Raw genomic sequence first — 14,367 nt, forward strand, 5'->3', positions numbered from 1 at the left:
ATTGTGATGCATCTATTAATTTGTTAAAAGTTGGTCCAAATTTTTGCATTTGTTTTATAAAAGTTTATATATTAGCCGAATACAATTGAACAACTGCCTATAGATACAATTTTACTTTAAATCACATTAACGATACGAGTTATAATAAAATAACTCACTTTAAAGTAGTTGTACTATGAGAATGGAAAATGTTCAGGATGCTGTTTTGGTTAGACAGTATATAGAAGGTAAGGAATACGCGCTAGAGGTTCTAATAAACCGACATAAACAAAAAATCTACAGTTTTATTTTTTCTAAAGTAATGGATAAAGACATTACTGAAGATGTTTTTCAAGATACTTTCATTAAAGTAATACGTACTTTAAAAAAGGGAAAGTATAACGAAGAAGGTAAGTTTTTACCATGGGTAATGCGTATAGCGCACAATTTAGTGATAGACCATTTCCGTAAAAACAAGCGTATGCCAAAATTTCAATCTAGAAATGATTTTGACATATTTGATGTAATCAGTAATGGCGCTGATTCTACAGAAACTGAGATGATACTCTCTCAAGTACATGCCGATGTAAAGCGATTAGTCGAAGAATTACCAGAAGATCAAAAACAAGTTCTTAAAATGCGTATCTACAAGGAAATGTCTTTCAAAGAAATCGCCGAACAAACTGAGGTAAGCATTAATACGGCTCTCGGTAGAATGAGGTATGCTCTTATCAACTTGAGAAAAATAATTGAACAGCACAATATTATACTAACAGATAATTAAGGTTACGTTAAAATGAAAAAAATACGGTACTGATTATAATATTGTGAAACTATGGGCGTTAAAAAAGAGAATAAACAAATTAACGCTCATGGCAAAACTTTACAATGAATCATTACCAGAACAAGTGAAACCTACTGGACCGAGCAAAGAAACGATTAAGTTTTTACTCAATTTTTCAAAATCGTTACACATTACTAAGTATAACAAAATGACATTTGAAGCATCAAAGAATTAAACTTTAAATTTTTGATTTCTAGAAGAAAACCCCATTCATAAAGCTACTATGAATGGGGTTTTTATTTGTTATTAGATATATTATTATCCTAATATTGCTTTAATTTGATCAGCAAGTTCAACTCCTATTCGGTCTTGAGCTTCATTAGTAGCAGCACCAATATGAGGACTTAATGACAGTTTACTATTCATGAGTAATTGCACTTCTGGTTTAGGTTCTTTTTCAAAAACATCTAATGCCGCAAAAGACAAGTGCTCGTTTTCTAAAGCTTCTACAAGAGCTACTTCATCTAAAACGCCACCACGAGCAGCATTTACCACAGCCGCTCCTTTTTTCATCATTTGAAATTCTTTAGTTCCTAAAACATATTCCGATTGAGCTGGCACGTGAAGAGTTATAAAGTCTGCATTCTTAATAACGTCTTCTTTCTCTAACAACGGAATTTCTACGGTAACAGATTGCCCATCAAAAAGGTCCCAACTTACTTTTGGATTTGTTGTAGCATTATGATCATATCCTACAACATTCATCCCTATTCCTGCTGCAATTTTTGCAACTTCTTGACCTATGCGACCTAAACCGATTATTCCAATCGTTTTTCCACGTAATTCTACACCTTTGGCATATTGTTTTTTAAGCCCTTTGAAATTTTCATCACCTTCTAATGGCATGTTACGATTTGCATCATATAGAAAACGTACACCACCGTATAAGTGTGCAAAAACAAGTTCGGCAACACTAGCGCTACTTGCAGCTGGTGTATTAATCACCTTAAGTCCTTTATCACGCGCATACTCCACATCTATATTATCCATTCCTACGCCACCACGGCCTATAATTTTAAGGCTTGGACAATTATCGATAATATCTTTACGTACTTTAGTCGCACTACGCACCAATATAACACTTACATCATTATTATTGATGTAGTTAACTAATTGGTCTTGAGCTACATTTGTTGTGATCACCTCATAGCCAGCTTTTTCTAATTCGTTGATTCCGCTTTGAGAGATACCGTCGTTAGCTAATACTTTTTTGCTCATTCTTAATTTATTTGTTCAATTATTGGGACTAATTATGCTTTACGTTCTAATTCTTTCATTACATCTACAAGAGTCTGAGCGCTCTCTAAAGTAAGAGCGTTATACATACTTGCTCTATAACCACCTACAGATCTGTGACCATTCAATCCATTAATCCCTGCTTCTTGCCACATTTTATTGAAGGTGTCTTTATGATCCTCATTCACTAAGTTAAAGGTAAGATTCATCATCGATCTGTCTTCTTTATTTGCTACAAACCCTTCAAAAAGTTCATTGCGATCAATCTCATCATAAACTAATGCTGCTTTTTCATTATTGATTTTTTCAATCCATTCAATTCCTCCATTATCTTTTAACCATTCCATCGTCAACATACTTACATAGATAGGAAACACTGGTGGTGTGTTGAACATAGAGTCTTTACTTATATGGACTTGATAATCTAGCATGGAAGGAATGCTGCGTGACACCTTTCCTAATATGTCTTCTTTCACCACAATAAGAGTAGTACCAGCTGGACCCATATTTTTTTGTGCACCGGCATAAATAAGATCGTATTTAGAAAAATCTCGCTTACGTGAAAAAATATCACTACTCATATCACATACCATAGGAACACTTACAGTTGGGTCGTCCTTTAACTGAGTTCCAAAAATGGTATTGTTAGTTTGAAAATGAAAGTAATCCACATCACTAGGTACTGTGTATCCTTTTGGTATATAATTGAAATTTTGATCCTTAGAAGAAGCAACTTCAATCACTTCACCAAATAATTTTGCTTCCTTAATCGCCTTAGTAGACCATGTACCAGTGTTTAAATAAGCTGCTTTACTTTCAAGTAGGTTATAGGCAACCATTAAAAACTGCATACTTGCGCCACCACCTAAAAAGAGTGCTTTATAACCTTTATCGGTAAGATCTAGGTGTTCTAGTGCTAAATCTTGAGCCTTTTCCATCACCTCAACAAAATCCTTGCTACGGTGAGAAATTTCTAGAATACTTAAATCGTTAAAATTAAGAACAGCTGCAGCTGCTTTTTTGAAAACTTCTTGAGGTAAAATACAAGGTCCTGCGCTAAAATTGTGTTTAAGCATAATGGTGTTTTTGAATGTACCACACAAAAATGCAAAACAAAGCGTTTAAACTTGTTATAATTCCAATAAGATTTTAAGATAATGTCAACAAAAACGATATAGTATCTACACCATCAGCGTAATCATTCAAGGTAGGACACTGGGTTTGACCAAAATTAACGAATTGTGGTGCCGCAAGATCTTTAAAATTAGGAGCTAGTTTTTCACGATCTACATCATTAATAACCACACATTGCAAACTTTCTGCTTTCTGATTAATTTCTTCGGCAACCTGTTCAAGATTATCGTAATAGCTGTACCCTAAAGAAGCAATAGGCGATGAGAAACTTTTATTCTCTTCCTTAATTAATAGAAACTCATTATCAAGTAAATCAAATTCACTCATTAAGTAAACAGCCTTGTTGTAATCGTAATTATTCGTGTACTTTTCAAACTTGATTAAATTGCGCTGTTTATACATGCCATTAAAAAACAAATCAAAGTTGTAATCTCTAGGAACTTTAAGATGGCTTACGCTACGACAACCTAGGCCAAAGTATCTGAATACATCTTCACTCAGCGCTTCCATATCCTCTAAAGTTTCTTTTCCTGTTATTACCGCTATGCTATTACGGTTTTTTCTTATGATGTGCGGTTTCCCTTTAAAATAATATTCAAAATACCTCGATGTATTATTGCTTCCTGTCGCAATAACGGCATCGTATTCTGGTAATTGTCCTTTTACAAAACTATACGAGCTAACTAAGTCTTCCTTATGTGAAGATGCCATATCCAATATTAAAGGTATAAGGACATCATCATTGCTACTATTTTTAATGATAGCATGATGACCACTTATTATTACAGATAAAACATCGTGAAATCCAACAAGTGGAATATTTCCAGCTGTTATAATGGCTACTCTTTTACCTTCAACCTTTTCTAAATCGTATCCATTGGTCCATTGTTCAAGATTCTCAGGTAATAGAGCTTGTGACCATTGGGTAATAGCATGAATTAAGTTTTCTCTTGTGAACCAGCTGTTTTTTCTTTCAGCCTGCTTCAAACTTTCTTCTATGCGTTGATTCCAAGAATTTGAAGATTCAAGGTTTGAATCGGGTTGTAAATAAGAGGATAGTAATTGTCCCGCTTTCGCGAAAGCGGAAATTCTATCATTTAACGTGGTATTAATTGCCAGTGATTTCAATGGGCATTATTTTTGTGCAAAAGTAAAGAAAAGCTATGGCAATCATAATTACTGACGAATGTATTAATTGCGGCGCTTGTGAACCGGAATGTCCAAATACAGCTATTTACGAGGCTGCAGATGACTGGCGCTATGCTGATGGTACCGACCTGGATGGGCAAATTGTTTTACCTAACGGTAAAGAAGTAGATGCAAATGAAACTCAAGAGCCTGTGAGCGATGAGTTCTATTATATTGTTCCTGATAAATGTACAGAGTGTGTAGGTTTTCATGAAGAACCTCAGTGTGCTGCAGTTTGTCCTGTGGATTGTTGTGTTCCAGATGAGGACATTGTAGAAACTGAAGAGGAATTAAAAGCTAAACAAGCTTTTATGCACAAGGAATAACCTGATTATTAGACATGATAAAAGCCGATACTTTTTAAAGTATCGGCTTTTTTATTTAATTTAAAGTCTCACTTATTATTGATCTAAAAAATTTAGAAGCAGCTTATTAAGTTCTTCTTTATGGGTCACATACAAGCCATGTGGCGCGTTTTCTATTATTTCTAATTTTGAGTCCTTAACTAAAGAATGCCCTTGTTTTGAACTAGGCTCGATAGGAACGATTTCATCTGCGCTTCCGTGAATGAATAGGGTAGGAACATCTACTTTTTTAAGTGCCTCACGTAAATCAGTACGTCCAAAAGCACCTATGCAATCTAGCGTTCCCTTAGGACTTGCTTGAGCTGCTATTTGGAAATTATAATTGAGTTGACCTTCAGAAACGCGATCCTTGTTGTCCTCATAGTTCACAAACCCTTTACCAAATTCTTTTAAGAAACCTAAACGATCTTGTTTCACATTTTGCTCCATACCTTTAAAAACATCATCTGGAGCGCCAGTTGGATTATCATCTGTTTTAAGTAAGAATGGTGCTATACTGGCAACAAAAATTAGTTTATTGATTTTATTGGTTCCATAATCGGCAACGTATTGTCCTAGCTCGCCACCACCCATTGAAAAACCAACTAGGGTAACTTTTTCAAGTTCTAGTTGATCAATTAGATCATGTAAATCGCTAGCCATCGTTTTGTAATCGTAACCTTTATAAGGCCTAGAACTGCGGCCAAAACCGCGACGATCATAAGTTATCACTCTATATCCGGCTTCTATTAAATCAGGAACTTGGTATTCCCACATTGCACCGCTCAATGGCCAGCCGTGTATGAGTATAATAGGATCTCCATCTCCTTGATCTTCAAAATAAATACTGGCATCAAGATCTTTTTGATCGGTAAGTTTTTCTAAGTAAGGCATAAAATTTTTGTTTTCAAGATAAAAAGACTAAGGTAAACTGTATTTTATAGAATTGTTAATTTGTTAGATATTCGGGTAAATAAGATAATCCCTTTAATTCCTTTTTGGATTTTATCTCTTTAAGGTGATGATTATTCAGACAAAATAGGCGATCAGAAATTTTGAGAACATCTTCATATCGATGATCAGAAAGTATAAAACCTTTGTGTGCTTTCATTTCATTAATAGAATGGCATATTTCATCAATTACCAAGGGACTAAGTCCATTAAAGGGCTCGTCTAGAATGGTAAACGCTTTAGGTTGGTATATAGTTATTAAAACCTCAATAAGTCTTAATTGTCCACCAGAGAGATCTTTTGGTTTGTTGTTTAAAAAAGGTTGAATCAACTTATGATTCAACAACTTATTACAATTAACCAATTTTAAAATGGTTCTTACTCTTATTTGATTGGGTAAAAAATGATGTTGCGGCAAGTAATTAATGAATTTAGAGATAGTAGAGCTACTTTTTATAGGACGATCATTTATGGAAACAAATGAATGAACTGATTTTTCTAATCCAGTAATAATTTTAAATAATGTTGATTTACCTGAGCCATTACGTCCAATTACCGCGACGACTTGGCCAGTTTTACAACCTAAATAGATGTCGGATAACAATTTTTGATTACCAAAAGATTTTTCAACACTATCTACCTGTAGTATATTATCCATACCAGTACATTCAACAAAACAATAACTAAATAAAATAGGATTGTAGATAACCACAATCTTTTACGCGACCATCCTAGATTAAAATAAAAAGCATATTCTTCTGGTTTTCTATATTCATATTGAACATAGTGAGTAGAAACTCCTACTAAGGTCGCGATTTGACCAAAACTATTCCAACTACCTACTAATAAAGTAATACATACAGATAAGAATAAGCTTAACGGAATCAATTTATAATGAAAGAGTAGTAAAGGTTTTAGATTCATTAAGTAATTATTATCCTCTTAAAATCTTTTCCATTTTACGACCTTTAGCCAGCTCGTCTACTAATTTGTCTAAATATCTGGTTTGCTTTGTAAGTGGAGTTTGAATTTCCTCAATACGATATCCACAAATAACACCTTTAATCAACTCAGCATTAGGGTTGATGGTGGCTTTTTCAAAAAACTCTTTAAACGTAACTTTTTCTGCAATTTTATTTTTAATATCCTTTTCGCTATAGCCAGTAAGCCATTGAATTACTTCGTGCAATTCTTCTTTAGTCCTGCCTTTCTTTTCAACTTTAGTTACATAATGTGGATAAACAGAAGCAAAAATTAATTTGGCAATGCGTTCATCGTGTTCTGGTGTGGTAGACATAATCTCAAATTTATAACTAATCAAATTTAAACTTTATTACGTAAAAAAGCTTGATGCTTCAAATCAGTCTGCCGTGATTATCAAACAGTTTGCTATGTAGCATATTCTTTATCTTTAACAATTCAATATCAAAAACTAGCTTTGAAAAAACTTATAACCTTAATTGGCGTTGCTTTATTGTTTGTATGTTGTAAAGAAGACGCCACTTCGACTTCTGCTGCTTATCAATCTAAAGAGCTTACCTCACTTGTCAATCCGTTTATAGGAACTGGTGGTCATGGACATACCTATCCTGGTACAACAATGCCGTTTGGGATGATGCAATTATCACCAGATACTCGTTTAGATGGATGGGATGGTTGTAGTGGATATCACTACAGCGATGATAAAATTTATGGTTTTTCTCATACTCATTTAAGCGGTACCGGCGTGAGCGACTATGGTGATATTTTATTGATGCCTACGCGTGAGCTTATACTCAACAATGGAGCCGATGGTAAAAAAGGGTACCGTTCTTCATTCTCTCACGACAATGAAAAAGCGAGTCCTGGCTATTATGAGGTACACCTGGATGACACAAATATTGATGTGCGGTTAACTGTGACGGAACGTGCTGGGATTCATGAATACAGCTTTCGCGAAAGCGAAACAAATCAACAACCCGATAAGCATTACGTCATCCTTGATCTTTTACATCGTGATAAACTATTAGAACACGATATTCAATTCCTTTCAGATACAGAAGTACAAGGAAAGCGTTTTTCTAGTGCGTGGGCGACAAAACAGATGCTGTTTTTTTATATGAAAACGTCGCATCCTATTAAGAATTGGAATACCAAATATGAGGTTACACCTGAAGTGATGGCTCTTGAATTCGACAATCCAAACAACGAACCCATCACTATCAAAATAGGAATTAGCCCAGTAGATGAAGCTGGCGCTAGACGTAATCTTGAAACCGAGATAGGCGATAAAAGCTTTGACGAAATAAGGCAATTGGCCAATGAAACATGGGAAAAAGAACTCTCAAAAATTGTGGTTGAAGATGACAATGAAGATAATCTAACCAATTTCTACACCTCATTGTATCATACAATGATTGCTCCTAATTTGTACCAAGATGTTGATGGTCGCTATCGCGGGATGGATTTAGAAATTCATCAATCTAATGAATTCAATTATTACACTGTTTTCTCCATGTGGGATACCTATCGCGCTGCTCATCCATTGTACACTATCATTGATGAAAAACGTACTAACGATTTTGTAAGTACCATGCTGGCAAAATATGACGAAGGCGGTATTCTTCCTATCTGGGATTTAAGTGGTAATTACACGGGTTGTATGATAGGATATCACAGTGTTCCTATCATAGCAGATGCTTACATGAAAGGGATTAAAGACTATGATGTGAATAAGGCCTATGAAGCCATGAGAAACAGCGCTATGCAAGACAAGCTAGGCCTAAAACACTATAAATATTTAGGCTATATACCAGTAGAACAAGAAAGTGAGAGTGTTTCTAAAACACTGGAATATGCCTACGATGATTGGACGCTAGCACAGGTTGCAAAAGACCTGGGAAAAACTGAGGACTATAAGTTATTTACACAACGAGCACAGAATTACAAAAACCTTTACAATCCAGCTACGGGATTTTTCCAAGGTCGCCAGCGTAATACATGGTTCTCACCTTTTAAACCAGAAGAAGTAAACTTTAATTATACCGAAGCTAACGCATGGCAATACAGCTTGTACGCACCACAAGACATTTCGGGTCACATTGTATTAATGGGCGGCGATGATGCCTATGAAAAGCACCTTAATCAAATGTTCAGCGCACCTATGGAAACAAGCGGTAGACATCAGGCTGATATTACAGGGCTTATAGGTCAATATGCACATGGTAACGAGCCGTCTCACCACATGGCATATTTGTACAATTTTGTAGGTAAGCCACATAAAACGCAAGAAAAGGTTCACGAAATTTTGACTACGCTTTATACAAATGAACCAGACGGTATTTCTGGAAATGAGGATTGTGGTCAAATGAGCGCGTGGTATGTATTGAGCAGCTTGGGCTTTTATCCAGTGACACCTGGAAGTAACGACTATATCATCGGGACACCTTTGTTTGATAAGGCTACCATTCATCTAGAAAATGGGAATAAATTGACGATTATTAAAAAGGGTAGTGGTAAGTATATAGCCAGTGTTGATTACGCTTTCGCGAAAGCGGAATTACAATCACACACTCAATCGTTCATCACCCATGAACAAATAAATAGTGGTGGAACACTAGTATTTACCATGAGTGAAGAACCTACAAATTGGGCAGTAGAAAAATCTAACAGACCAAAATCTGCAATTGAGGAGTATCCCATAGTTACAGCACCCTTTTTAGAAAAGGGCTCCATCGCCTTTACCGATAGCACCGTGGTTCAATTAAACACTTTACAATCCAATGCACAAATGTTTTATATGCTGGGCGATAGTAGCTGGAAAGAATATTCTAAACCCATCACCATTTATAATGCTGGAGACCTAACGGTTATTTCAAAAAAAGATGGTGCTAGCAGCCCAGCGGTAACTACCACATTTTATAAGTACGATAACGATATTAAAATCACACTTAATCACAGCTATGCCAATGAATACAGTGCTGGTGGAAATGATGCCTTGATTAATGGTATGCAAGGAACAGAGGATTTTCGCTCTGGAGCATGGCAAGGAACTCAAGGTGAAAATTTGGATGTTACCATTGATTTGGGTGAATCAAGGTCTATAAATAGTATTTCACCTGGATTTTTAAAGGATCAACGCAGCTGGATTTTTTACCCAAAGTATGTGACTTTTGAATTCTATGATGAGAACAAAAATTTATTGAAAAAAATGTTCAGAATACTGCCAGAAACTGGTAGAGAAGAAGAGTCTGCCGTTTTTAGACCTAGTTATGAAACTCCTGATTTAAATAAAGTGAGGTATATAAAAATGAAAGCTACTACGTATGGTAAATTACCCGAATGGCATTTAGGATATCCGTACGATGGTGAGGCTTGGATTTTTACCGATGAAATAGTTATCAATTAAATAAAAGAAAGTTAATCACAATCAACCATTACTTTTATGCAACGAAGAAAATTTATAAAGCAAAGCGTCCAAGGTAGTATCGCTTTATCTCTAGGAGCAACTGTTCTTAGTTGTGTAGAACCCAAAAAAACAGCTACAATGAAAAACACAACAAAACCTGTATCAATATGTACTTGGGGATTTACCAAAGCCAATGAAACAGCTGGATTAGCTTTAGAAAATGGTCATAACGCACTCGATGCTGCTATAAAAGGTGTAGCAGTCGAAGAAGAGAACGTAAAAAATACAACAGTTGGTAAAGGTGGTGCACCAGACCGTGAAGGAAATGTCACACTAGACGCTTGCGTAATGAACAGCAATGGAGATGCAGGTGCGGTAGTTTGTGTGGAAAATATAACTAATGTTGCTGCACTAGCCAAAGTAGTTATGGAGGACACTCCACATGTAATGCTAGCAGCAAAAGGTGCAGAAGAATTAGCTTATGAAAAAGGATTTGTCTCAGAAAATTTGCTTACAGAAAATTCAGAAAGAGCCTATAGAGAATGGCTTAAAACTAGTGAATACAAGCCTATCATTAACATTGAAAATCACGATACCATAGGAATGTTATGTATGGATACTAACGGTGATATTGCAGGTGCTTGTACAACATCGGGATTATCTTATAAAATGCGAGGTAGAGTAGGAGATTCTCCTATAATAGGATCAGGGTTGTTTATTGACAATGAAATAGGTGGAGCAGCGGCTACAGGTATGGGCGAAGAAATCATGAAAACTGTAGGAAGTTTTCTTATCGTTGAATTAATGCGTCAAGGAAAATCACCTCAAGAAGCTTGTGAAGAAGCTGTACAAAGAGTAGTTTCTAAAAATTCCGGTTACAAAGAGTTTCAAGTTGCTTACATAGCCATGAATAAGAAAGGTGAAACAGGTAGTTACTGTATTCATCCAGGATTTGCTATGATGCAGTATAAAGATCAAAAGAATACAAGAATAGAGTCTGACTCGTACATTAAAAAGTCATAATATGGCACAAGATAAAAAATACACTAGTGCCTTTGCCATTGTAACTACTCTGTTTTTTCTATGGGGTTTTATTACAGTTCTAGTAGATAGTTTGGTACCTAGATTAAAAGATGTTTTTGAGCTTAGTTATTTTCAAGCTGGATTAGTTCAATTTGCCTTTTTTATAGCTTACTTCATTTTTTCTATTCCAGCTGGTTTTATATTGGATAGGGTAGGATATAAAAAAGGAGTTATAATTGGCTTATCAACCATGGCCATGGCTTGTTTGCTCTTTTATCCAGCAAGCGAATACAGACTTTTCAGCATATTCTTACTGGCCTATTTTATGCTGGCAGCAGGAATAACTTTTCTTCAGGTAGCAGCAAATCCCTATGTAGCTGTTTTAGGTCCTGAAAAAGGTGCAAGTAGTAGACTTAATCTAGCACAAGCCTTTAATTCATTAGGTACTGCCATTGCACCTATTGCAGGTGCTGCATTCTTATTAAGTGACACTATATTAAGCTCTAAAGAAATAGACGCCTTATCAAATGTAGCCAAAGAAGAATACTATCTGAGAGAAGCAACAGCCGTTCAAGGTCCATTTTTACTTGTGGCAGGCTTCATTTTTTTATTAGTAATAGGATTTATTTTTATACAGCTACCAGCAGTAAATGAGGAGAAAAAAGGAACCTATTCACAATTATTATCTAAACCTATTATATGGCTAGGAGCAGTCGGAATTTTTGTGTATGTAGGTGCCGAGGTTGCTTTGGGTAGTTATATGGTTAATTATTTTATAGAAAACGATTTACCTGTACATATTCAAAATAGCACATTTATGAAAACCATCGCTAGTACCATTTTAGGCAAAAATGATCTAGCACTTGTAGATGCCAAAGCTGTTGTAGGCGCCTTTGTTTTCTTTTATTGGACAGGTGCTATGATAGGACGATTTATAGGTTCTTTTCTTACGCGTATCTGGCGACCTCATTATGTTTTAATAGGATTTGGAATTTCGGCAGTAATTATGATTTTACTTTCTATTGTTACCGATGGTTTGTGGTCTATGTGGACGATCTTATTAGTAGGTCTATTTAATTCTATAATGTTTCCGACCATTTTTTCATTATCTCTTGAAGGATTAGGTGACTTAAAAGCCAAAGCATCAGGAATATTATGTACAGCTATTGCTGGCGGAGCTATAATACCGATTTGTTTTGGAGCTCTTATTGATTTTTCAGGATTTAATCTGGCCTTGTTATTACCAATTTGTTGTTACTTATATATCGTTGTTTTTGGTTTTATTCGTAAAACAACGTGACAGGTACAACCAATTTTAGCCTAGATAAATAAAAAGCCGCTAGTAATTAAACTAGCGGCTTTTTAATATGAATAAGGTCATCTATCTGTGACCAACCATTTCTTCTGGTTTAACCCATTCATTAAACTCGTCTTCGGTCAAATAACCTAGGGATAAGGCAGCGGCTTTAAGTGTAGTGCCTTCTTCGTGTGCCTTGTTTGCTATTTCTGCAGCTTTATAATATCCTATTTTGGTATTAAGAGCTGTTACAAGCATTAACGAATTATCTAATAGATTTTTGATTCTATCATAATTAGGTTCAATACCGCTAGCACAATTTTCATCAAAACTTCTACAGGCATCACCGATTAAAGTTGCACTTTGTAAAACAGCAGCAGCCATAACAGGTTTAAAAACATTAAGTTCGTAATGACCTTGAGTTCCACCTACGGTAACCGTTACATCATTTCCCATTACTTGTGCACAAACCATTGTTAAGGCCTCACATTGAGTAGGGTTTACTTTTCCTGGCATTATTGAACTTCCTGGTTCATTTGCAGGTATAATAATTTCACCTATTCCACTACGAGGACCAGATGCCATTAATCTTATGTCGTTTGCAATTTTATTCAATGAAACGGCAATTTGTTTTAAAGCACCATGTGTTTCAACAAGAGCATCGTGTGCTGCTAGAGCTTCAAATTTATTTTTTGCAGTTATGAACGGCAGTCCAGTAAATTCTGCAATGTACTCTGCCACCTTAATATCGTAACCTTTAGGAGTGTTTAAACCAGTACCTACAGCAGTTCCTCCTAAGGCAAGTTCACTTAAATGTTTTAATGTGTTTTCAAGGGCGATTATTCCGTGATCAAGTTGACTTACATAACCAGAAAATTCTTGACCTAATGTAAGAGGTGTAGCATCCATTAAATGGGTACGACCTATTTTTACTACATTATCAAATTCGATAGACTTATTATGCAGGGTATTGCGCAATTGTTTAATTCCTGGGATTGTATTTTCAACTACCTTTTTGTAGCAAGCTATATGCATACCAGTAGGGAAAGTATCGTTTGATGATTGAGATTTATTTACATCATCATTCGGTTGTAAAGTTTTTTCTCCTTCACCAATTGTTTTTCCAGCGATTTGATGAGCTCTATTTGCAACGACTTCGTTAACATTCATATTTGACTGAGTACCAGATCCAGTTTGCCAGATAACTAGTGGAAATTGATCATCATGTTTACCTTCTAGAATTTCATCACATACTTGACCTATCAAATCCCTTTTATCTTCGGCTAGGACACCTAGATCACAGTTTGCATAAGCGGCAGCTTTTTTCAAGTAAGCAAATCCATATACAATTTCTAACGGCATGCTTCCTGCAGGACCTATTTTAAAATTCATTCTAGAGCGTTGGGTTTGTGCGCCCCATAATTTATCAGCTGGTACCTCAACAGGTCCCATAGTATCTTTTTCTATTCTGTATTCCATTGGGTTGAATTTTGCACAAATATAAAACTTGATTAGAGTTCTATTTATAAGGTAAGGTTAATGATTTCAGTAAAGTATAGGTTGGTAGTATTTACGCTTTCGCGAAAGCGGAATCAACACCAGGTTTATCAACAATAAAATGTTTATAAATCTTAAGTGTAGTTTTCTATTTTAAGACAAAGCCCTTATCTTTGCAGCAATAAACTAAAGAACATGTTTGAATTTGATCAATTTTTAGGTTTCGGTGCATTTTTCATCATTCTTTCAATAGGATTCTGGTTGATGATTCTACTTACAGTAGTAATTATTCCTTACTGGATTTTTGGAAGTACAATGGAACGTATGAAGATGAAAAGAGAAGCTAAGAAGAAAAACTTAGAATCTTAATTTAGATTTATATACATAAAAGGCACCGCTTCTTTAATGAGAAGCGGTTTTTTTATGCCTTTTAATTAGATTAAACCTAGTATAAATAAACTTTGCGTGTAAAACAGTAGTCCACTAT

15 protein-coding genes are annotated in these 14,367 nt (G+C 35.4%); 7 read left to right on the forward strand and 8 right to left on the reverse strand.

Annotation, left to right across the window (positions count from 1 at the left end; genetic code table 11):
- The first annotated feature begins 175 nt into the window (after positions 1-175).
- Positions 176-763: an RNA polymerase sigma factor gene (locus BST93_RS08900; RefSeq protein WP_042278668.1), complete on the forward strand. Its 588-nt coding sequence runs from the start codon at positions 176-178 to the stop codon at positions 761-763.
- Between the two features lie 88 nt (positions 764-851).
- Positions 852-998: a hypothetical protein gene (locus BST93_RS14180; protein ID WP_167341906.1), complete on the forward strand. Its 147-nt coding sequence runs from the start codon at positions 852-854 to the stop codon at positions 996-998.
- An 83-nt stretch (positions 999-1,081) separates the two neighbouring features.
- On the opposite strand, the gene BST93_RS08910 is transcribed toward BST93_RS14180, so the two are convergent.
- The 3 genes from BST93_RS08910 to BST93_RS08920 form a co-directional block, all read right to left on the reverse strand.
- On the reverse strand, positions 1,082-2,041 hold the full coding sequence (locus BST93_RS08910; RefSeq protein WP_042278669.1) for a D-2-hydroxyacid dehydrogenase: 960 nt from the start codon (positions 2,039-2,041) through the stop codon (positions 1,082-1,084).
- Positions 2,042-2,073: 32 nt separating this feature from the next.
- Complete coding sequence (gene serC, locus BST93_RS08915; RefSeq protein WP_105018883.1) at positions 2,074-3,135, reverse strand: 3-phosphoserine/phosphohydroxythreonine transaminase; 1,062 nt, start codon at positions 3,133-3,135, stop codon at positions 2,074-2,076.
- A gap of 73 nt (positions 3,136-3,208) precedes the next feature.
- Positions 3,209-4,321: an acyl-CoA reductase gene (locus tag BST93_RS08920; RefSeq protein WP_105018884.1), complete on the reverse strand. Its 1,113-nt coding sequence runs from the start codon at positions 4,319-4,321 to the stop codon at positions 3,209-3,211.
- Positions 4,322-4,356: 35 nt separating this feature from the next.
- Here BST93_RS08920 and BST93_RS08925 point away from each other — a divergent pair, with 35 nt between their 5' ends.
- Positions 4,357-4,707: a 4Fe-4S binding protein gene (locus BST93_RS08925; RefSeq protein WP_042278672.1), complete on the forward strand. Its 351-nt coding sequence runs from the start codon at positions 4,357-4,359 to the stop codon at positions 4,705-4,707.
- Positions 4,708-4,782: 75 nt separating this feature from the next.
- Here BST93_RS08925 and BST93_RS08930 read toward each other — a convergent pair whose 3' ends face one another.
- Genes BST93_RS08930 through BST93_RS08945 form a run of 4 tightly spaced genes read right to left on the reverse strand, consistent with a single transcriptional unit; the run spans position 4,783 to position 6,973 of the window.
- Positions 4,783-5,619 carry an alpha/beta fold hydrolase gene (locus tag BST93_RS08930; RefSeq protein WP_105018885.1) on the reverse strand — a complete coding sequence of 279 codons (837 nt, stop codon included), beginning with the start codon at positions 5,617-5,619 and terminating at the stop codon, positions 4,783-4,785.
- A gap of 55 nt (positions 5,620-5,674) precedes the next feature.
- Positions 5,675-6,334 carry an ATP-binding cassette domain-containing protein gene (locus tag BST93_RS08935; protein WP_105018886.1) on the reverse strand — a complete coding sequence of 220 codons (660 nt, stop codon included), beginning with the start codon at positions 6,332-6,334 and terminating at the stop codon, positions 5,675-5,677.
- Positions 6,313-6,600 carry a hypothetical protein gene (locus BST93_RS08940; protein WP_085774614.1) on the reverse strand — a complete coding sequence of 96 codons (288 nt, stop codon included), beginning with the start codon at positions 6,598-6,600 and terminating at the stop codon, positions 6,313-6,315. The genes BST93_RS08935 and BST93_RS08940 overlap by 22 nt, the downstream gene beginning before the upstream one ends.
- Before the next feature lie 10 nt (positions 6,601-6,610).
- On the reverse strand, positions 6,611-6,973 hold the full coding sequence (locus BST93_RS08945; protein ID WP_105018887.1) for a DUF2200 domain-containing protein: 363 nt from the start codon (positions 6,971-6,973) through the stop codon (positions 6,611-6,613).
- Between the two features lie 141 nt (positions 6,974-7,114).
- Here BST93_RS08945 and BST93_RS08950 point away from each other — a divergent pair, with 141 nt between their 5' ends.
- The 3 genes from BST93_RS08950 to BST93_RS08960 are packed head-to-tail and all read left to right on the forward strand — an operon-like array spanning position 7,115 to position 12,386.
- Positions 7,115-10,063, forward strand: a complete 2,949-nt coding sequence (locus tag BST93_RS08950; protein WP_258150509.1) for a GH92 family glycosyl hydrolase — start codon at positions 7,115-7,117, stop codon at positions 10,061-10,063.
- Between the two features lie 36 nt (positions 10,064-10,099).
- Positions 10,100-11,086 (forward strand): isoaspartyl peptidase/L-asparaginase family protein, encoded by a 987-nt coding sequence (locus BST93_RS08955; RefSeq protein ID WP_105018888.1) that lies wholly within the window; start codon positions 10,100-10,102, stop codon positions 11,084-11,086.
- A gap of 1 nt (position 11,087) precedes the next feature.
- Positions 11,088-12,386, forward strand: coding sequence for a sugar MFS transporter (locus BST93_RS08960; RefSeq protein WP_105018889.1), 1,299 nt, complete (start codon positions 11,088-11,090; stop codon positions 12,384-12,386).
- Between the two features lie 81 nt (positions 12,387-12,467).
- Here the strand turns inward: BST93_RS08960 and fumC are convergent, their stop codons facing one another.
- Positions 12,468-13,862 carry a class II fumarate hydratase gene (gene fumC, locus BST93_RS08965; protein ID WP_105018890.1) on the reverse strand — a complete coding sequence of 465 codons (1,395 nt, stop codon included), beginning with the start codon at positions 13,860-13,862 and terminating at the stop codon, positions 12,468-12,470.
- Between the two features lie 213 nt (positions 13,863-14,075).
- On the opposite strand from fumC, the gene BST93_RS14185 reads away from it, so the two are divergent.
- Positions 14,076-14,249 (forward strand): hypothetical protein, encoded by a 174-nt coding sequence (locus tag BST93_RS14185; RefSeq protein ID WP_167341914.1) that lies wholly within the window; start codon positions 14,076-14,078, stop codon positions 14,247-14,249.
- Positions 14,250-14,367 lie beyond the last annotated feature (118 nt).

The organism is Nonlabens tegetincola (assembly GCF_002954355.1).
GTDB classification, from domain to species: Bacteria; Bacteroidota; Bacteroidia; order Flavobacteriales; family Flavobacteriaceae; genus Nonlabens; species Nonlabens tegetincola.

Coding starts and splice junctions, on each gene's coding strand:
- BST93_RS08930 (WP_105018885.1), bottom strand. CDS start 5,619: ATGCCTTACTTAGAAAAACTTACCGATCAAAAAGATCTTGATGCCAGT.
- BST93_RS08955 (WP_105018888.1), top strand. CDS start 10,100: ATGCAACGAAGAAAATTTATAAAGCAAAGCGTCCAAGGTAGTATCGCT.
- BST93_RS08925 (WP_042278672.1), top strand. CDS start 4,357: ATGGCAATCATAATTACTGACGAATGTATTAATTGCGGCGCTTGTGAA.
- fumC (WP_105018890.1), bottom strand. CDS start 13,862: ATGGAATACAGAATAGAAAAAGATACTATGGGACCTGTTGAGGTACCA.
- BST93_RS08960 (WP_105018889.1), top strand. CDS start 11,088: ATGGCACAAGATAAAAAATACACTAGTGCCTTTGCCATTGTAACTACT.
- BST93_RS14180 (WP_167341906.1), top strand. CDS start 852: ATGGCAAAACTTTACAATGAATCATTACCAGAACAAGTGAAACCTACT.
- BST93_RS08945 (WP_105018887.1), bottom strand. CDS start 6,973: ATGTCTACCACACCAGAACACGATGAACGCATTGCCAAATTAATTTTT.
- BST93_RS08910 (WP_042278669.1), bottom strand. CDS start 2,041: ATGAGCAAAAAAGTATTAGCTAACGACGGTATCTCTCAAAGCGGAATC.
- BST93_RS08940 (WP_085774614.1), bottom strand. CDS start 6,600: ATGAATCTAAAACCTTTACTACTCTTTCATTATAAATTGATTCCGTTA.
- serC (WP_105018883.1), bottom strand. CDS start 3,135: ATGCTTAAACACAATTTTAGCGCAGGACCTTGTATTTTACCTCAAGAA.
- BST93_RS08935 (WP_105018886.1), bottom strand. CDS start 6,334: ATGGATAATATACTACAGGTAGATAGTGTTGAAAAATCTTTTGGTAAT.
- BST93_RS14185 (WP_167341914.1), top strand. CDS start 14,076: ATGTTTGAATTTGATCAATTTTTAGGTTTCGGTGCATTTTTCATCATT.
- BST93_RS08900 (WP_042278668.1), top strand. CDS start 176: ATGAGAATGGAAAATGTTCAGGATGCTGTTTTGGTTAGACAGTATATA.